This window comes from Blautia sp. HCP3S3_G3, from assembly GCF_052063365.1.
Lineage (GTDB): Bacteria > Bacillota > Clostridia > Lachnospirales > Lachnospiraceae > Blautia_A.
This window is the reverse complement of record NZ_JBQHXR010000021.1, coordinates 26,791-44,948: the sequence shown is the minus strand read 5'-3', so window position 1 is coordinate 44,948 and position 18,158 is coordinate 26,791. Positions and strand designations below refer to the sequence as shown.

The 18,158-nt window shown below is 45.7% G+C and carries 16 protein-coding genes and 1 other annotated feature; of the genes, 1 reads left to right on the top strand and 15 read right to left on the bottom strand.

Annotation, left to right across the window (positions count from 1 at the left end; genetic code table 11):
* Positions 1-210: 210 nt before the first annotated feature.
* Positions 211-714: a QueT transporter family protein gene (locus tag ACTNEW_RS13460; RefSeq protein ID WP_441061957.1), complete on the top strand. Its 504-nt coding sequence runs from the start codon at positions 211-213 to the stop codon at positions 712-714.
* Between the two features lie 194 nt (positions 715-908).
* Here the strand turns inward: ACTNEW_RS13460 and ACTNEW_RS13455 are convergent, their stop codons facing one another.
* The 15 genes from ACTNEW_RS13455 to ACTNEW_RS13385 form a co-directional block, all read right to left on the bottom strand.
* Positions 909-1,625, bottom strand: a complete 717-nt coding sequence (locus ACTNEW_RS13455; RefSeq protein WP_441061955.1) for a SigF/SigG family RNA polymerase sporulation sigma factor — start codon at positions 1,623-1,625, stop codon at positions 909-911.
* Between the two features lie 2 nt (positions 1,626-1,627).
* Positions 1,628-2,053 (bottom strand): anti-sigma F factor, encoded by a 426-nt coding sequence (gene spoIIAB, locus ACTNEW_RS13450; protein WP_441061953.1) that lies wholly within the window; start codon positions 2,051-2,053, stop codon positions 1,628-1,630.
* A gap of 14 nt (positions 2,054-2,067) precedes the next feature.
* The gene (locus ACTNEW_RS13445; protein WP_441061951.1) at positions 2,068-2,406 is read right to left on the bottom strand and encodes an anti-sigma factor antagonist; all 339 of its coding nucleotides are present in this window, start codon (positions 2,404-2,406) and stop codon (positions 2,068-2,070) included.
* A 195-nt stretch (positions 2,407-2,601) separates the two neighbouring features.
* The gene (locus tag ACTNEW_RS13440) at positions 2,602-3,957 is read right to left on the bottom strand and encodes a tetratricopeptide repeat protein (RefSeq protein WP_441061949.1); all 1,356 of its coding nucleotides are present in this window, start codon (positions 3,955-3,957) and stop codon (positions 2,602-2,604) included.
* Between the two features lie 12 nt (positions 3,958-3,969).
* Positions 3,970-4,122: a hypothetical protein gene (locus tag ACTNEW_RS13435; RefSeq protein WP_441061947.1), complete on the bottom strand. Its 153-nt coding sequence runs from the start codon at positions 4,120-4,122 to the stop codon at positions 3,970-3,972.
* A 2-nt stretch (positions 4,123-4,124) separates the two neighbouring features.
* A complete protein-coding gene (locus ACTNEW_RS13430) occupies positions 4,125-5,426 on the bottom strand; it encodes a bifunctional folylpolyglutamate synthase/dihydrofolate synthase (protein ID WP_441061945.1) in 1,302 nt (433 codons plus the stop codon).
* 157 nt (positions 5,427-5,583) lie between these two features.
* Positions 5,584-7,599, bottom strand: a complete 2,016-nt coding sequence (locus tag ACTNEW_RS13425; protein ID WP_441061944.1) for an LTA synthase family protein — start codon at positions 7,597-7,599, stop codon at positions 5,584-5,586.
* A 94-nt stretch (positions 7,600-7,693) separates the two neighbouring features.
* Entirely contained in the window at positions 7,694-10,345 is a 2,652-nt protein-coding gene (locus ACTNEW_RS13420; RefSeq protein WP_441061942.1) for a valine--tRNA ligase, read from the bottom strand.
* A 117-nt stretch (positions 10,346-10,462) separates the two neighbouring features.
* Positions 10,463-10,715: a binding site (T-box leader), on the bottom strand.
* Between the two features lie 60 nt (positions 10,716-10,775).
* The gene (locus ACTNEW_RS13415) at positions 10,776-14,690 is read right to left on the bottom strand and encodes an FtsX-like permease family protein (protein WP_441061940.1); all 3,915 of its coding nucleotides are present in this window, start codon (positions 14,688-14,690) and stop codon (positions 10,776-10,778) included.
* A 9-nt stretch (positions 14,691-14,699) separates the two neighbouring features.
* A complete protein-coding gene (locus tag ACTNEW_RS13410) occupies positions 14,700-15,416 on the bottom strand; it encodes an ABC transporter ATP-binding protein (protein ID WP_441061938.1) in 717 nt (238 codons plus the stop codon).
* A gap of 89 nt (positions 15,417-15,505) precedes the next feature.
* A complete protein-coding gene (locus tag ACTNEW_RS13405) occupies positions 15,506-15,697 on the bottom strand; it encodes a small, acid-soluble spore protein, alpha/beta type (RefSeq protein WP_441061936.1) in 192 nt (63 codons plus the stop codon).
* A gap of 106 nt (positions 15,698-15,803) precedes the next feature.
* Complete coding sequence (locus tag ACTNEW_RS13400; protein WP_441061935.1) at positions 15,804-15,986, bottom strand: PspC domain-containing protein; 183 nt, start codon at positions 15,984-15,986, stop codon at positions 15,804-15,806.
* 41 nt (positions 15,987-16,027) lie between these two features.
* Positions 16,028-16,888: a GIN domain-containing protein gene (locus tag ACTNEW_RS13395; RefSeq protein ID WP_441061933.1), complete on the bottom strand. Its 861-nt coding sequence runs from the start codon at positions 16,886-16,888 to the stop codon at positions 16,028-16,030.
* On the bottom strand, positions 16,885-17,829 hold the full coding sequence (locus tag ACTNEW_RS13390; RefSeq protein ID WP_441061932.1) for a DUF1700 domain-containing protein: 945 nt from the start codon (positions 17,827-17,829) through the stop codon (positions 16,885-16,887). The genes ACTNEW_RS13395 and ACTNEW_RS13390 overlap by 4 nt, the downstream gene beginning before the upstream one ends.
* A 3-nt stretch (positions 17,830-17,832) precedes the next feature.
* Positions 17,833-18,150: a PadR family transcriptional regulator gene (locus tag ACTNEW_RS13385; protein WP_441061930.1), complete on the bottom strand. Its 318-nt coding sequence runs from the start codon at positions 18,148-18,150 to the stop codon at positions 17,833-17,835.
* Between the last annotated feature and the right edge of the window lie 8 nt (positions 18,151-18,158).

Sequence of the window (18,158 nt, the reverse complement as noted above, 5' to 3'; positions counted from 1 at the left end):
CACAGCGTAAAGCAATCCGATGTAAAATCCATCAGAATAATTTATGCTGTGCCTCTTTTTAATTTGATTGAATGCGGTATGGTTTAGGACCAGATAAAATGCCGGATAACAAAATAAGGTCTATAGGGCTTTCCGGCGGTCACCGCCGTAAAATGTGCCGAGTGTTCGAGACCTTCCACTCGTAAAACAAAACTAAAGGAGAATTGAATCATGAAAAACAAAAACACTCTGTTTCTTGTGCAGGCTGCTGCCATTGGGGCAATTTATGTAGTTCTGACACTTGTCTTCGCACCTTTGAGCTTCGGTGAAGTTCAGATCCGTTTTTCGGAGGCACTGACCGTGCTGCCTTACTTCACCCCTGCTGCCATTCCGGGTTTATTTGTGGGATGTATCATTGCCAACTTTCTTGGCGGAGCAATTCCAATTGATATCCTTTTCGGAAGCATTGCCACTCTGATCGGTGCTGTTTTTACCTATCGTCTGCGAAGCTGCAAATGGTTTGCGCCAATCCCGCCGATTGTTGCCAATGCCGTCATCGTACCATTTGTTCTGTATTATGGATACGGAATCAATCTTCCAATCCCATTTATGATGCTTACGGTAGGTGCCGGAGAAATCCTTTCCTGCGGAGTGATCGGTATGGTATTGCTCACTGCACTTTCCAAATATCAGCATGTAATTTTTGGAAACGCCACTGCAAACTGCACGAAATAACATTTCGTTATTTCCTGTCTCAGAAACACCATCTGTATTGCCAAGTTTCTACGTGTGTTACAGACTAATAGTCAAAACGCAGATAAATCCCTTCTGTATGAAGAATTTACCTGCGTTTTTTCTTGTTTTCCCAGAAAAGTTCAACTCAGAACCTTTTCCTGCCGTTTACTTTTTTCCGGAAGTTTATCCACCATTCAGCTGTACATTTTACGAATTTTCCCCAGAACCCGCTTCTCCATCCTGGATATCTGTACCTGGGATACACCGAGTCTTTCCGCAATTTCGGTCTGTGTCATATCCTGAAAATAGCGCATAGCGATCAGTTGGCGCTCTTTCGGTTCAAGCGTTCTGAGAATTTCTTCCAGAAAAATCCGGTTCAGAACTTTTTCCTGCTGGTTTTCTTTCTCCGGGAGTTTATCCAGCAGAGAAATCTCCGTTCCTTCTCCCTGGTAAACGGTTTTGTAAATAGACTCCACTTCTGTCTGGGATTCCATGATCAGAACCACTTCCTCCACAGGCAGATTCATTCCATCCGCCAGTTCCTCTACGGTAGGCTCTCTGCCGGTCAATTTCTCCAGTTCCTCACGCATTTTAAAAATTTTATACTGGTTTTCTTTTACGGAACGGCTGACTTTCAAAATACCGTCATTTCGAAGAAATCTCCGGATCTCTCCGGCAATCATTGGAACCGCATATGTGGAAAATTTCACCTGGAAAGAAGTGTCAAAATTATCCACAGCCTTCAGCAAACCAATACTTCCTATCTGGAACAGATCCTCCATTTCTGCTCCCCGTCCCGCAAATCGTCTGGCCACACTGTAGATCAGACCAATATTTTCCTCAAAAAGTATATCTCTTGCCTCTTTATCCCCCTGGTGCGCACGCCCGATCAGGGCAAGAGTATCCCCCATCCTTACCTCCTGATGATTTTTTTCATGTGCACAGTGGTTCCCATCCCAACCCGGGATTCTACAGAAACTTCATCCATAAATGCTTCCATAAAAGTAAACCCCATCCCGGAACGGTCTTTTTCCGGCTTTGTGGTAAACATGGGCTCCATCGCTTTCTCCACATCAGGAATGCCAACGCCTTCATCTCTGACATCCACAAACAGTTCCCTTCCCTGCAGTCTGCAGCATAATTCAATCTTATGTACCTCTCCCTCATACCCGTGAATGATACAATTGGTCACAGCTTCGGATACTGCTGTTTTCAGATCTGCCACTTCTTCCAGTGTCGGATTCAACTGCGTACAAAAAGCTGCCACCGCGACTCTTGCCAGGCCCTCATTCACAGGCCTGCTGTCAAAAATAATCGTCATTTCATTGGTATTTTCCATAATATACTCCCTTCCTATTCTCCAATTTTTTCACAGTCCGCTTCCTGCTTCTGAATCTCTATATACCGGTGTACGCCGGACAGATGCAGCATTTTATTGATATGACCGTTCACATGAATGGCACGGATACATCCTCCCCGCATTCCCAGCGCACGATATCGTCCCATGATCAGCCCAATTCCGGAGCTGTCCATAAAGCCGGTCTTCTCAAAATCAAAAATCATCGTTTTGATATAAGTCTGATTCATAATTCTGTCAGATTCCCTCCTGATACAGTCAGATGCCGGATGATCCAGTTCTTTCGGTAATCTTACAGTCAGACATGCGTCCTCTGTTTCAAATAATGGATTCATAACAATTCTCCCCTCTTGTTCCTGTTATTTTATTTTCCTTCATTACTTTTTTGCTATTTTCTCCATAATTTTCCATATTATGCAGAGCTTTCAGAAGTTTTTCAAATTTGTACCAGCCTTCCGTGACTCCCAAAAAGTCACAAAAAAGGAGATGTACACATCATGCACATCCCCTTCCACGAGGTTCCTCATTTGTTATCCCTCATATCCATCGTCTTCATAGTATCCGTCATCATAACCATCGTCATAACTGTCATCATAACCGTCATCATAGCCATCATAATAACCTTCATCATAGCTGTCATCATAACTATCATCATAGCCGTCATCATAACTATCGTCATAGCTATCATCATAGCTTCCATCACCAGAGTCCTCTTCCTCCGCATCTCCGGAATCTTCGCTTTTGATTCCCGTCACACCGGTATCGCTGCAGACAGCATTATACATAGACCACATGTCATCGGTAAGATAATCTTCATAAACATTCTGGATCTTCAGTGCCGCACTGTCATAATCCTCCTGAAGAAGATACGCATATGCAGACAAAAGAGCTTCATAAGTACTGCTCTTTTTCTTTTCTTCTTCCATCTGCGTGAGCACAGCTTCTGCCGTACTGTCAGATTCTTCCGCCTTACCCTGAGCTCTCGTAAGTTCTGCGCCCTGACTCACTACCGATTCACTGTATTTTACAATCTGGCGGTTAGCCTCCCGGTAAATATTCTGACGGATCGCAGGCACTGCAAGCAGCCAGAAAGCAGCAGCTCCGGCAGCCAGACCTGCCATCAGAGTAAAAAACAGAGGAACTCTGGAGCCGTCTTTCTCTGCTGAAGTCCGGACCGCATAGTCACTGCTCCATACCTCCACATCTTTTTCTTCTGTACGAGACCGGAAAAGACCTTTTTTGGGCTGTTCAAATCTTGTGGTCACCCCGGTGCGTTCATCTACTTCCCGCAAAAAACGCAGAGTTGTCGTATTCGTCTTATCGATACGAATCGCTTTCTTCAATGTTCTGCGGGCTTTATTCCACTCCTCATCATGAATCTGGATCAATGCAAGGAGATGATATCCCTTGATCAGCTTGGAGTTCTGGGAAAGTATTTTTTTCAGCTGGACAGACGCCATATCTTCATGCCCTTCCCTGCACAGATAAAGCGCATGGTTATATTTCCTGATCGTCTCGTTGATTGCTTCCAGCTTATTCGGATTTGCCTGCAGCTTGCCGATATATTCCGAAGCAAGATTTCTGGTCGGCTGCAGATTTTTGCTAATGACCCATTCACTGAGTGCAGCCACTACCTCACCGGTTTCAAAATACACAAGCCCCAGAAGGTTTCTTGCCTGAATGTTCATCTTATTATATGCCAGGCTCTGCTTCAGACAGGTGATTGCCCCTGAAAGATCACGGATACTGGCTTTTTCCAGCCCCTGATTGTAATAACACTTGGACAGGTAATCCACCTTTTTCTGGATCAGCACATTGCATCCGCAGTGAGGACAATAGTCCAGATCCGTATCCATCAGGTACGCGCCGCAATTCATACAATTCATTCGTATGTCTCCTTATCTTGTACGTTTGTTGCTCTTGGCTTCCCTCAGTACTTCCTGAAGCACATCCAGAATATCTGTCAGTTCCCGGTCATAAATTGCCCCTTCCGCATCTGTCACATCCAGACACGGTTCAAACTTCTTCAGTTCCTCTTCGTAATCAATCATCATTACCTCCCGTTTCTCTCACGGACAAAACTTTTGATCTCACCCACCAGATAAAGAGAACCAACGCAGAACAGAAGTCCGTCCTCTCCTTTTACTGTATGTGCATATTCAAAAGCTTCCGGAATTTCCTCGAATGCCTGTACTTCTTCATATCCTTCCTTCCGGAAAATATCCTGAAGCACACCGGCCGGAACCATCCGGTATCCTCCTACCTGTGTAACCACAACATTCCGGAATTTAATTTTTTCACAGATCGTATGGATCATTTCTGTATAATCCTTATCATCTACTGCAGAAAACAGCAGTGTCAAAGGATATTCCTCCTGAAAATGAGCCGCTGTCTCCACGAATTTCGCCACGCCGTCCTCGTTGTGCGCACCATCTACAATCACACCGGGAAGAATCGTTTCCATACGTCCCTGCCAGCGTGTACCCATCATTCCTCTTTTTATGGTATCCACAGAAGCCGGAATCACATCTTTCAGGACTTCCATGGTTTTTAATGCCAGAGAACCATTCATCACCTGATACTTTGCCACAAACGGAATCTGGAACACCGTTTTTCCGTAATGAGCATTATCAAGGGAAAATTCAATACCGGTCTTTGTGATCCGGTGAATCACGGCATCTTCCCGTTTCACCTCATAAGCCGGACTTCCCAGTTCCTGTGCGTGCTTCCGGATCACTTCCGCTGCCTTCGGATCATTGCCATCGTAGATCACCGGTACTCCAGGCACAATGATGCCGGCTTTTTCTGCTGCAATTTCCTCAATGGTATTTCCCAGATACTGCATGTGATCGAAGCTGATGGAGGCAACGACGCAGGCCACCGGATTTTCCACAGCCGTTGTCGCATCCAGTCTGCCTCCAAGCCCTGTCTCAAGAGTCACATAATCCACACCTGCGTCAGCAAAAATAACCATCCCCATCAGAAACAGCATCTCAAAATAAGTAGGATGATAATTTCCCTCTGCAACCAGTTCATCTGCCAGTTTCTTTACTTTCAGAAACGCGCTGAGAAACGTATCGTTATCAATATTCACCTCATTGATCTGAAATCTTTCATTGATCTCCACAAGATGAGGAGAAGTAAACAGTCCGCAGGAATATCCTGCTTCCCGCAGTATGGAAGTCAGAAACGCACAGGTACTTCCCTTTCCATTCGTTCCGGCTACATGGATGACACGGAATTTTTCCTGTGGATTTCCAAGTCTTTTTAAACATTCTTTTGTATGCTCCAGTTTATTCTTGGTCGTAAACTTTGGAGTTTCTTCAATATAAGCAACTGCTTCTTCGTAATTCATAAAAAATTCACCACTTTATCTAATGTATTCGAATGGCTGTATCTATACGGCAGGAAAACCGGCCGTACAAAAAAACCATTACGATATCATTATATATAAGTGGTGAAAGATGTCCAGTACCAATCGTAAGTTTTTATCTGACAAAGTATTTCAAAACTTACTCATTCGCCGGCAATTTCCATTTATTTTCCTGATAAAGCGCATAGCAGGAACGGTCATAGCTCTTGCTGAGAGCCTTTCTTGTCGAACTGTTGCTCCTCATTACGACAGAAATACGGTCAAAATCATTCAGTTCCATGCCTGTGATCATCAGTTTATTTTCATTGATATAAACGGTATCATACCATTCCTTATTGATCTGCACCTCGCAGGAAGGAGTGAAATTCGTTCCCCGGATATAGTATGTATGATCTGTCTCGGAAACCAGCTCCATAGAATCCAGGGTAATATCATAAAGCCCGAGCCTCATAGAAGTACGGGCAAACGGATTTTCCCCGTCATATGCATATTTCTCCCCATAGAGAATATCGTACTGAAGAGTCTCCAGATCCACCTGATAGTTTTTGGTATTTCTGCGGGCCTGATGATAGCGGAAAATTGTACCTTCATGGATGCCGATACGATCCATGACCTCAGCAGCCATCTGATAAGCAGCCAGATTATCGTCAATCTTCTTCAGACCGAAATTATCCCAGATCACATACTGAGTCTGGAACAGATACTTGTTATCCACATCTTCCACCGTCAGTCCCATGGTAGGAAGATGATCTCCATACATGACAAGCACCACATCCTCCGGATATTCCGAAAGGGTCTCTGTCAGTTCTTTAACGAAATTATCCATTTCATGAATCTGGTTCACATAATATTCCCACTGATAATTTCTTTCTTCTGTAGGTGATCCGGAAACGGTTATCTCCGGATCTTCCAGCAGCGGCTCCTCCGGATATGCCCCATGTCCCTGCACAGAAATCGTATAAATATAATCCGGTTCCTTCGTGGATTCCAGACATTTCATAATCTCATTTGTAAGCACACTGTCCTTCACCCATCCCAGAGGATTTTTCTGGTCTTCCTCAGGCATATATTCTTCCGATATAAATGTATCAAATCCCAGATTCGGAAAAATGGTTTTCCGGCCATAAAAATTTGCCTCATTATTATGGATCGCATGCGTGGAATATCCTAAATTCTTCAAAACATACGGCGCACTCTCGCAGGTCGTTTCTTTCAGAATACTTTTATAAGGATATTCTCCCGGTCCGAAATAATGCATGCTCATTCCGGTGATGGATTCAAACTCTGTATTTGCAGTTCCGGCTCCTACAGACGGAACCTTGTAAAATCCCGAAGAATACTCTTTCATCAGACTGCGGAAATACGGAATCGGATCTTCTGATATTTTCAAATAATTCACCAGGGTCGGATCAAAGAAGGATTCCAGCTGAAGGAAAATAATATTCGGATAATCTCCTTCCTTCGTTTCCGGCAGATTCTTTTCTGTCTTTTCGATCCGTGCAATCTCTTCATCTGAATAATCTCTCGGGCAGCTGATTCCCGTATTAAAGATCGTTGTAACAAGACAGTATGGATATCCGTAATCCTCATATGCAAACGCGATATTTCCGAAATAATTCGACAGTACCCTTTTTTCCAGCGCAAGCTGAGTGATTCCGGCAAATAAAAGGACACCTGCCAGCACCAGCGGAATATTATAGCGATATTTCAGCTTTCCACGGTATTTCGGACCTTTAACAAAGAAAACCAGCAGCAGGATTACCAGAATACCTGCCAGAATACAAACCGCCACAACACCGGCAAAAGGCAGATATTTATTGGCAATCTTCATGGCATCTGTGATCAGATGCAGATCCGGTCCGGTAAACGGAGTAACTCTGGTGGTCAGAAGAACACCGTTGATAATTCCCAGTATCAGCCAGAAAAGTGCAACCACCACTCTCCAGAAACATCTTCTTCGAAACAGGTATACCAGCAGAGAGGTGGTAAAGATCAATGCCGTATTATACGCAAAAACCAGCGGTCTCTGTGTCATATACTCCCATGCTTCCAGGAAGGAATGGCGGCTGATCGCTTCGATAAGGAAGTAACCCGCCGCGCTTCCCAGAGCATGGAGCAGAAGTGAAATTTTGTTGAAAACGTTATGCCACTTCATCCATACGCTCCTTTTTTGAGTTAATCTGTTCAGATTCTTTTCCTGTATAAGGATCACATGTAAATCACAGTGATCACTTCTGTATCATTTCTCCCTATTTCATCTGTTCAAGCTGTAAAACCACTTTTTCCATCATTTCTTTATATTTCTGCAGCTTTTCTTTTTCTGCATTTACCTTGGCCTGCGGAGCTTTGTTTACAAAGTTCGGATTGCCCAGCATACCCTCACAGCGGGAGATTTCTTTGGTGAGGCGTTCTTTTTCTTTTGTAAGGCGTTCCAGTTCTTTTTCTCTGTCAACCAGATCTTCCAGCGGCAGATAAACAACCGCATTGGAAACAACGATGGAAACTGCATCTTCTCCGATTCCCTCTTTTGTTTCCTGAACATGGATTTCTTTTGCATATGCCAGATTTACAAAAGAACGGCTGCTTTCTCTGTACATATCACAGATGGAAGAATCCCTGCCTACGATATAAACACTGGTCCTGCGGTTCTGAGGTACGTTCATGCCGGTTCTGGTGTTACGGATTCCTCTGACTACTTCCTTGAAGCTTTCTATCGCAGTTTCCGCATCCTTGAAATTCCAGGATTCCTGATATTCCGGCCAGCTGGAAATCATGATGGATTCTTCTTCCGGAAGAAGTGTGCAGTAGATTTCCTCTGTAATAAACGGCATATACGGATGGAGAAGCTTCAGTCCTTCTGTCAGTGCTGTACGCAGTGTCCAGAGTGCCTCATTGGCAGCCTTCGGATCCTCTTCTGCTTTCCACAGACGTACCTTGGCAAGCTCGATATACCAGTCACAAAGCTCATCCCAGAGGAAATCATATACTTTCTGTACAGCGATACCAAGCTCGTATTTTTCCATATTCTCAGTTACTTCACGGATCACGGTATTCAGATGGGACAGGATCCATTTGTCTTCTGCGCAGAGCGCCTGCAGATCTTCCGGCTCTGTAACAGTCTTGCCTTCCAGATTCATCTGAATGAAACGGGAAGCATTCCAGATCTTATTGGCAAAATTACGGCTGGATTCTACACGCTCCCAGTAGAAACGCATATCATTTCCCGGCGCATTTCCGGTAATAAGGGTCAGACGAAGGGCATCTGCGCCATACTTGTCAATCACTTCCAGAGGATCGATGCCGTTGCCGAGAGATTTACTCATCTTACGTCCCTGGCTGTCGCGAACCAGTCCATGGATCAGAACATGATGGAACGGAGACTTTCCTGTCTGTTCCAGTGCGGAAAATACCATACGGATTACCCAGAAGAAAATAATATCATAACCGGTTACCAGTACATCTGTCGGATAGAAGTATTCCATTTCTTCTGTCTTATCCGGCCATCCAAGTGTGGAGAACGGCCAGAGTGCGGAACTGAACCAGGTATCCAGAGTATCTTCATCCTGATGAAGATGTGTGCATCCGCATTTCGGACATTTCTCCGGCATTTCACGGGCTACCACAACTTCCCCGCATTCGTCACAGTAATAAGCAGGGATACGGTGACCCCACCAGAGCTGACGGGAAATACACCAGTCACGGATGTTTTCCAGCCAGTGCAGATAAGTCTTGCCAAAGCTCGGCGGAACAAATTCCAGTTCCCCATTATTCAGTACTTCCATTGCGGCTTTGGCCATTTCGTCCATCTTTACAAACCACTGCGGCTTGATCATCGGCTCAACGGTTGTACCGCAGCGGTCATGTGTTCCAACGCTGTGGCTGTGAGGAACTACTTTTACCAGAAGTCCCTGTGCGTCCAGATCCGCTACCATAGCCTTACGCGCTTCATAACGGTCCATACCTGCATATTTGCCGCCAAGAGAATTGATTGTGGCATCATCATTCATGATATTGATTTCCGGAAGATTGTGGCGTCTGCCGACTTCGAAATCGTTCGGGTCATGAGCAGGTGTGATCTTTACACAGCCGGTTCCGAATTCTTTGTCTACATATTCATCTGCGATCACCGGAATCTCTCTGTCTGTCAGAGGCAGCTTCAGCATCTTTCCTACCAAATCTTTGTAACGTTCATCATCCGGGTTTACCGCTACTGCTGTATCTCCGAGAAGTGTCTCCGGACGTGTCGTTGCAATTTCTACAAACCGTCCTTCCTCTCCGACGATCGGATAATTGATATGCCAGAAATAGCCATCCTGATCTTCATGTTCTACTTCCGCATCGGAAATGGAAGTCTGGCATACCGGACACCAGTTGATGATTCTGGATCCTTTATAAATATATCCTTTTTCATACAATTTGATAAATACTTCCTGTACCGCCTTGGAACAGCCTTCGTCCATGGTGAAACGTTCTCTTTCCCAGTCTGCGGAAGCTCCCAGTTTTTTCAGCTGGTTGATGATTTTTCCGCCGTATTCTTCTTTCCATGCCCAGGCATGCTTCAGGAATTCTTCACGGCCGATCTCGTTTTTATCAATTCCTTCTTTTTTCAGCTTCTCGATAACTTTAACCTCAGTCGCAATAGCGGCATGGTCTGTTCCCGGCTGCCAGAGAGCTTCATACCCCTGCATTCTCTTGAAACGGATCAGGATATCCTGCATGGTCTCATCCAGCGCATGTCCCATATGAAGCTGGCCGGTAACGTTTGGCGGCGGCATTACAATTGTAAATGGTTTTTTATCAGGATTTACTTTTGCATGGAAATATCCGTTGTCCATCCATTTCTGATAAAGACGTTCTTCAATCCCTTTGGGATCATAGGTTTTTGCAAGTTCTTTGCTCATACTTTCCTCCTGTATCATATGATAGTATCGCTGCGCTCCCGCCCGGAGGGCTTTTTTGTATCACAGGAAAATGCAAAGCTCTTTCCTGTGATATAAAAAAGCCCCTCACACGCACGTGTGAAGGGCGATCTATACCGCGGTACCACCTTCATTATGCAGATCCTGCCTGCATCTCTCATTCCCCTTTAACGCAGGAATACGTGAAAACCTACTCTTCTGCAGCTGTCCGGTTCATACACAGACCGCATCTTTTTCAGTCTTCCGGCTCCAAAGCTACCTTCAGCAACCTCTTCCTCAGAATGTCTTCCAGCCGATGGACACTCCTCTCTGTCAGGGACAATCGCCTACTCCTCTTTTTCCCAGCCTTTTCTGCGTTCTACTATAATTGGATTTTTCACGATTGTCAAGCCGGAATCCCGGTTTTTCACATTTATTCCACACTTTTCAGAGATTCTACCATATCAATTTTCTTCAGTTTGAAGTGCATGACCACATTAACCACAATGGAAAATACACAGGTAAGTGCCGCACAGTAAAGGAAGCTGACAGGACGGATTTCACGGGTAAACATGGTGCTGTCCACTTCTACTGTAACAATGATAAAACGATGCAGCAGTATTCCAAAGCCTGAGCCAAAAATAATTCCCAGAATCGTCAGCAGAATATTTTCTCTCAATACATACTGGGAAACTTCTCCGTCAAAAAATCCCAATACCTTCAGCGTTGCCAGTTCGCGCTTACGCTCTGTAATGTTAATGTTATTCAGGTTATAGAGAACCACAAATGCCAGCATTCCTGCAGAAACGATCAGGACCACAATAACCAGCCCGAGAGTTCCCAGCATTCGTTCCACCTGCTCCGCGATCGTCGTCGTATAGCTGATACTGAGTGCCGCCGGGTATTTCAGAATTTCATGTCCGATCAGTTCCACCTCTCCCCGGTACTCCGGTTTCATCGTAAACTCCAGATCAAAGAACTCCGGTTTCTTTCCAAACGTTTCTTCATAAACATTTGGCGTCATGTATACATAATGTCCCAGATAATTCTCCGTGATTGCGGCAATTTTCACCTGATATTTCTGTCCGTTCTCCTCCAGAGTCAGATAATCTCCTTCCTTCAGGTCCAGAAGTGTTGATGTTTTTTCACAGATAATTGCACCTTCATCGTTAAGATCATACAGCTCTCCGCTGGTTCTGCTCCTCAGCGTCACATCCTCGTGGAAATTCTCCACATCTTCCGGTACATAAACATAGGTACTGAGACTATAATCATCCGTCGTTATTTTCATCGTTTTAAACAGGATTCCGGTATAGTGTTCTATTTTTTCATGATTCTCAAGATAAGCCCGGAGTTCCTCCCGCTCTTCATCCGAAGCATCCTCATCATCGATGATCGTACCGTCATAGTGCTGCAGTTCCTGATACTGCTTCACCGCAATATTACTGATCGAATCCCGGACACCAAATCCTACCAGCGTCAGTCCCATGCTGCCTGCAATTCCAAAAATTGTCATAAACAGACGTTTTTTATACCGAAACAGATTTCTCAGGCAGGATTTCCATGTGAAGTTCAGATGTTTCCACAAAAACGGAATCCGCTCCACCAGAACACGTTTTCCTTCTTTTGGTGCTTCCGGACGCATCAGAGACGCCGGTGTCTCTGCCAGGGCTCTTGAACAGGAACTGAGTGTCGCACCTACTGTACAGATCACTGCGGCTGCAGAGGCAATCAGTGCATATTTCCATTCATACCCGATCATCAACTTGCTATCCATATTATGGTACATAATAGCATATGCCTTTATGATGATGTACGGGATTATTTTTTCTCCCAAAAGAACTCCAAAAATACTTCCGCCCACAGTGGCAAGAAATGCATAATTGACATACTTGGAAGCAATGTCATATTTGCCGTATCCCAGAGCCTTCAGCGTACCGATCTGCGTCCGCTGTTCCTCCACCATTCTGGTCATGGTTGTCAGACTGATGAGCGCTGCCACCAGGAAAAAGATCACAGGAAAAACGGTGCCAAGATTGCGAATACGGTCTGCATTTCCTCCGTAATCCGAATATTCCGGGAGATCATGACGGTCTGTCACATACCATTGCGGTACTTCCAGATCTGCAATTTCTTTTTCTGCATCCGCGATTTCTTTTTCACCATCCGCGATTTCTTCCTCTGCCTCTTTTTTGCCGTTCTCGTATTCCTTCCATCCGTCTTCCAGCTCTTTTTCCGCGTCTTCGATCTCTTTTGCGGCATCTTCCAGTTTTTTCTCATTCTCTATGATTTCTTTTTCGCCATCCAGGATTTTCTGCTGATTTTCTGCAATTTCTTTTTCGCCGTCTGTCAGCTTCTGCTCATTCGCGGCAATTTCCCGTTCTGCATCTGCCAGTTTCTGCTCATTTGCGTCAATTTCTGCCTGTGCAGAAGAAAGTCTGGATTCTCCGGCATTGATCTGATCCTGAGCGCTGGCAAGAGTGGCGTAGTTACTTTGCAGTTCTGCCTTACCTGCTTCCAGCTCCTTTTCTTTGGAGGCAATTGTTTTTTCTGATTCCGCCAGTGTGGCTTCCTGTTTTTTCAGTTCTGACCATCCATCATTGATTGCCTGCTGACCGGAAGCTATGTCTGCTTCTCCCTGAGACAGTTCTGCTTTTTTTGCTTCCAGCTGAGACAGACCTGCTTCTACAGCTGCCAGACCTTCTTCCAGCTGTGCTCTCTGAGCAGCCAGCTGCTGGCGTGTCGATTCCAGCTGTTCTGTCAAAGCTGCAGCCTGTGCAGATGCCGAATCCAGCGCACTTCTGGCAGCACTTAAATTCTGCGAAGCAGCATCCAGATCCTCCTGTGTAAGATTTCCCGCTTCTACTTCCGCACTGACACGATCATATTCTGCCTGTGCTCCGTCCACTGCTGCCTGTGCCTGAGAAACGCCTGCCTGCGCGGCATCTGCTGCTGCCTGAAGATCAGAAAGCTGCCCTTCTGCCGCTGCAACCGTTTCCAGTCCCGTCTGACACTGCTGCTTCTGCTCACTCAGCTGCGCTGCTGTCTGTTCTATTTCTGCTTTGCCTGCAGTAATCTGTGCACTGGCGCTGTCCAGTTCCTTCTGCTTTTCATTCAGAGCTGTCTTCGCTTCGGAAACTGCTGTTTTGCCGTCTTCCAGCTGCTTTCTGGCAGCGGCAAGTTGCTGTTCTCCCTCTTTCAGCTCTGCTTCTCCGTTATGGTACTGCTGCCACGCAGATGCAAGCTTCGTCCTTTGCGGAGAAAGCTCTGCCCATCCGTCTGCCACCTGCGCTTTGGCATCCGCAAGCTGGTTTCTGCCATCACGAAGTTCCTGTCTGGCATTCGCAATCTGCGCTTTGCCATCTTCCAACTCTTTCTCTGCATCCGCGATCTGCTCTTTGCCGTCTTCCAGCTCTTTTTTGGCATCTTCCAGTTCTTTCTTACCGTCTTCGTATTCTTTTTTGCCGTCCTCCAGCTCCTTTTCGCCGTCTTTCAGTTCCTTCTCTGCATCTGCAAGCTCTTTTTCCGCTTCTTTTTTGCCGTCTTCCAGTTCTTCTCTGGCATCACGAAGTTCCTGCTCTGCATCCGCCACAACCGTGTCATAACGGATCTGACACTGCTGTTCCTCAATGCCTTCCACACGCTCTGCGATCTTATCGATCAGATGATCATAGGCATCTGTGTAGCTGATCTGCTCCTCCGCTCCATGTACACGCAGATAAATCTGCGTGTAGATTTCCTGATCAAAGTCCTCCGGCAGGATATAGACAAATCCATTCACTTCACCGGAACCAAGTGTGGTATTTCCTCTGTTAAATGCTATGTAAAGAGGGCTGCTGCCAAGACCGGCAACCGTATATGTCTTCGTCTTGAGAAACTCGCTGTCCTCATCCTCTTCAAGCGTGATCACATCCCCCACCTGATAATCCCATTTGGAGGCAAATACACTGTCCAGCATACACTCCCCGGATGTTTCCGGAAGGCGCCCCTCTGATACACTGATCACGTTGACTCTGTCATCCATAGTTTCCACATGAACGACTTTCTGATTATTGCCGCTTCCGCAGTAGGCATCCGTCGAATAGCCTCCAACAGCCTCTTCCACACCGTCAATGGATTCCAGTGCTTCCACATCCTCGTCTGTAAGACCCATGGTTCCCACAACCTTGATATCCATCAGTCTGGCACTGTCAAAATATGCATCCCCCGAAAAACGCATGTCCGGGGAAGTAGCCTGTATCCCCGAAAAAAAGGCAACCCCCAGTGCCACAATGAGAAAGATCGAAACGAATCTGGCTTTATTTTTGCGGATTTCCATCCAGAAATCTTTATGCAATGCTCTTTTCATTCTCATCACCTACCACTCAATTTCTTCTACCGGTGTAGGATGTTCATTCTGTGTCATGGCAGATACCCTGCCGTTTTTGATGCGGATGACCCGGTCTGCCATGGGAGTCAGTGCTGAGTTATGTGTAATGACGATTACCGTCATGCCTTTTTCCCTGCACATATCCTGAAGAAGTTTCAGGATTGCCTTACCCGTCTGATAATCCAGGGCTCCTGTCGGTTCATCGCACAAAAGCAGCTTTGGATTTTTGGCAAGGGCACGGGCTATGGAAACTCTCTGCTGTTCACCTCCGGATAACTGTGCCGGAAAATTCTTCAGTCTGTCTTTCAGTCCTACTTCTTCCAGAACGGTTCTGGCATCCAGAGGATTTCTGCAGATCTGAAGAGCCAGTTCCACATTCTCAAGAGCGGTCAGATTCGGTACAAGATTATAGAACTGAAATACAAAGCCGATATCTTCCCGGCGGTATCCGGTAAGCTGCCGGTTATTATATTTCGCAATATCCCTGCCATCTACCCAGACGCTTCCGGATGTGGCCGTATCCATTCCTCCCAGGATATTCAGTACGGTGGTCTTTCCTGCACCGCTGGGGCCGACAATCACGACAAATTCTCCTTTGGCTATTTCAAAGCTGATTTCATCCACAGCAACGATTTTTACTTCCTTGGAACCATAAATCTTCGAAACTTTTTCCAGTTTTACATAACCTTCGTTTTGTTCTTCCATGTTGTTTTCTCCTGTCCGGTACTGTAATACCTTTTTTCATTATAGCACAAAAAAGCATTGCCTGGAAATCCCCGGCAATGCCTTTTCACTCAATTTTCACTTTTTCGTTTCCGTGTCATCAGTCCGCCGATCCGTCCGGTTTCCTTGGCTGAAAGACTTTTCCAGCCGCTTTCCAGTACTTTGTCCAGGAGACCGAGTTCACGAGCAATCTCATATTTCAGTTCTTCTTCATGGGAAAGCTCTCCATTGCGGAATGCTTCCACTTCTTTGTCCCTGTTCAAGATATCCACACTCCTTTTCGATGATCCCATCTTCCGTCTGCAGGAAGCTTTTCTGTCTCTTCTGGAGTATGCACAGGTTTGCACCGTTTTATACATCAATGGTTCCTTACTTCGGAATCACGATCGCCGCGATAATATATGCCCAGATTCCTGCGCCGCCAACACAGGTAAAAATAATCCATGCCAGGCGTACCAGAGTCGGATCAATATTGAAATATTCTGCAATTCCTCCGCATACACCGCAGATCATACAATTTACTGATGATTTGTAAAGTCGTTTGTCACTCATATCTGATTCCTCTCTTTCTTTGATGATTTATAATTTATGACTTATGATTCATGAAACTCCACTGCAATTTCCCCAATGCCGCATTCCAGATCCATTTCTCCGGCTGCTCCCGGATTGGTGATCCTTTTTTCGCTGCCCAGACCACCGCAGCTGTCGCCATGAATGGAGATTTCTCCAATGCCGCATTCCAGATAATAATTATAATCGGTTTCCTTACCGGAAATTCCCAGTGTCAGAGAACCCATACCGCACTCTCCATCAATTTTTACTGCTTTCAAAGAAGATGCCTCGAAGTTTCCGGCTCCTACTTCCACATCCAGTTCTGACAGCTCCACAGATTCCTCACTGAAAAACTCTCCTGCTCCGATTTCTACTTCCATTTTTTCAGAATAAAGCGCACTGTTGACATATGCACTTCCTGCATCGACGCTGATTTTTACTTCTGAAAAATGTTTGCCTGCCGGATAATAGACCGTTACCCGGCGGCTGCTTTTCCGTCTGGAACTTCTGATCTCCAGCTTGGAAGCAGACGAAGTTATTTTTACATTTTCTTCTTTGTCATTTTCAATCTCAATTTTTATTTTATCCCCGGAATACTCCTGAAGGACCAGTTCGTCTGAACGGAGACTGATTTCGATGTAATCCGCAGCATCCACAGTACAGAACCGTGTGTTTTCTTTGATGGTTTCTCCTGTTGCTGCTGACTGCTGTTCTTCCTGAGAGCTTCCATGACGATTTCCAACCGTGATATTCTTCATGATCTGCAGACCGTTTTGAAGCTCATCCGTCATTCCCATATCTTCCATGCAGGCTCCCATAGCGGCTCCGGCTGCCGAAAAGCCGATTCCCAAGGCAAGAAAAACACCGGCGATGATCATCATCACTTTTATAAACTTCTTCATGCACCTTCACCTCTCCTTCTGAATTTCGCCAGAATTCTCTGGCAAAAATCCGTAATCTTTCTCAAAAGTACGGGAAGCATTTTCCCTGCCAGCCATATGACTGCCACTCCTGCAAGAATTCCAAGAGCCATCAGCAGGCATCCTGCTCCAATCATCAGGATTCCCGCTGCCGGATTTTCAAAGCAGGCAGCGATTCCTGCCAAAACAGTTCCGACAGCTCCGATCACAAGTCCCAGTGCTGCTGCACCAAGAGCAAAGACCAGCAAAAACGGAAGCAGTAAAATGGTCACAGCCACTCCGAGAATTCCTCCAAATATCCCAGGAATAAACGGTGCTACAAAGACAAGCACAATCAGAAGAAGGATGGCTCCCGTATGATTCTTTTTCTTTTCATAATGATATCCTCTCTCCGCTCTCTCAAAGCCTTCTCTTGCCTTCTCTCCGGCTTTATTCAACGCCTGATCCATCTGTTCTCCGGCACGGCTGAATGTCTGCTCAAATCTGGCTCTGTCCCTGCCGAACCGACGTTCTTCCTGTCCGGCTCTGCGGGAATCTCTCTGAACATTTCTCCCCTGACTCCCATGTACATTTTCTTCAGAAAATCCATCTCCATTCCTCTCCGGGGACTGATTTTCTCCGGCAGCTCCGGTTCTGGTTATCTGTGTGTATTTGTCAGGCATCTGACCTGCCTCTCTGGTTCTGGCATCTTCATATCCCAGTTCTGTATATTCTGCAAAAGAATCATTGCTCTCTTTCAGATCTGCTTTGATAATGGCTGCTACCTTACCCGGACTTCCCAGCTCGCGGATCACTTCGCTTTCTTTCTCTGCTCCCGCATCGTCAAAATAGCTCTCATAATAGTCAAGCGCTTCCTCACGTTCCGCGTCAGAAATGTCCGAAAGCAGCCTTGCCAGCTGTTCCATAAACTGCGCTCTGTTCATACTCTATATTCCTCCCTCAAACATCCTAGTAATCTTCGATGAATAGTTTTTCCATTCTATCTTATATAAATTTAGCTGTGCATTTCCTTTTTCTGTAAGTTTATAATAGCGCCGGTTCCTTCCTGCATACGCCTGATCATAGACTTCCAGACAGTCATCTTTCTGAAGACGCCGCAGCACCGGGTAAAGTGTTGATTCGGATATTTCCAGAACACTTCTCACATCCTGTGTAATCTTATACCCGTAAGTCCCCTCCGGTTCCTTGGAAACTACCGCCAGCACAATCGCATCCAGAAGGGCAGCACCTGTATTGAATACCATGGAATCAC

What these genes read in the sequence shown, in the direction of transcription:
- ACTNEW_RS13415 (WP_441061940.1), bottom strand. Translation starts at nt 14,690, where the DNA reads ATGAAAAGAGCATTGCATAAAGATTTCTGGATGGAAATCCGCAAAAAT.
- spoIIAB (WP_441061953.1), bottom strand. Translation starts at nt 2,053, where the DNA reads ATGGAAAATACCAATGAAATGACGATTATTTTTGACAGCAGGCCTGTG.
- ACTNEW_RS13445 (WP_441061951.1), bottom strand. Translation starts at nt 2,406, where the DNA reads ATGAATCCATTATTTGAAACAGAGGACGCATGTCTGACTGTAAGATTA.
- ACTNEW_RS13420 (WP_441061942.1), bottom strand. Translation starts at nt 10,345, where the DNA reads ATGAGCAAAGAACTTGCAAAAACCTATGATCCCAAAGGGATTGAAGAA.
- ACTNEW_RS13435 (WP_441061947.1), bottom strand. Translation starts at nt 4,122, where the DNA reads ATGATTGATTACGAAGAGGAACTGAAGAAGTTTGAACCGTGTCTGGAT.
- ACTNEW_RS13455 (WP_441061955.1), bottom strand. Translation starts at nt 1,625, where the DNA reads ATGGGGGATACTCTTGCCCTGATCGGGCGTGCGCACCAGGGGGATAAA.
- ACTNEW_RS13410 (WP_441061938.1), bottom strand. Translation starts at nt 15,416, where the DNA reads ATGGAAGAACAAAACGAAGGTTATGTAAAACTGGAAAAAGTTTCGAAG.
- ACTNEW_RS13400 (WP_441061935.1), bottom strand. Translation starts at nt 15,986, where the DNA reads ATGAGTGACAAACGACTTTACAAATCATCAGTAAATTGTATGATCTGC.
- ACTNEW_RS13395 (WP_441061933.1), bottom strand. Translation starts at nt 16,888, where the DNA reads ATGAAGAAGTTTATAAAAGTGATGATGATCATCGCCGGTGTTTTTCTT.
- ACTNEW_RS13430 (WP_441061945.1), bottom strand. Translation starts at nt 5,426, where the DNA reads ATGAATTACGAAGAAGCAGTTGCTTATATTGAAGAAACTCCAAAGTTT.
- ACTNEW_RS13425 (WP_441061944.1), bottom strand. Translation starts at nt 7,599, where the DNA reads ATGAAGTGGCATAACGTTTTCAACAAAATTTCACTTCTGCTCCATGCT.
- ACTNEW_RS13385 (WP_441061930.1), bottom strand. Translation starts at nt 18,150, where the DNA reads ATGGTATTCAATACAGGTGCTGCCCTTCTGGATGCGATTGTGCTGGCG.
- ACTNEW_RS13460 (WP_441061957.1), top strand. Translation starts at nt 211, where the DNA reads ATGAAAAACAAAAACACTCTGTTTCTTGTGCAGGCTGCTGCCATTGGG.
- ACTNEW_RS13390 (WP_441061932.1), bottom strand. Translation starts at nt 17,829, where the DNA reads ATGAACAGAGCGCAGTTTATGGAACAGCTGGCAAGGCTGCTTTCGGAC.
- ACTNEW_RS13440 (WP_441061949.1), bottom strand. Translation starts at nt 3,957, where the DNA reads ATGAATTGTATGAATTGCGGCGCGTACCTGATGGATACGGATCTGGAC.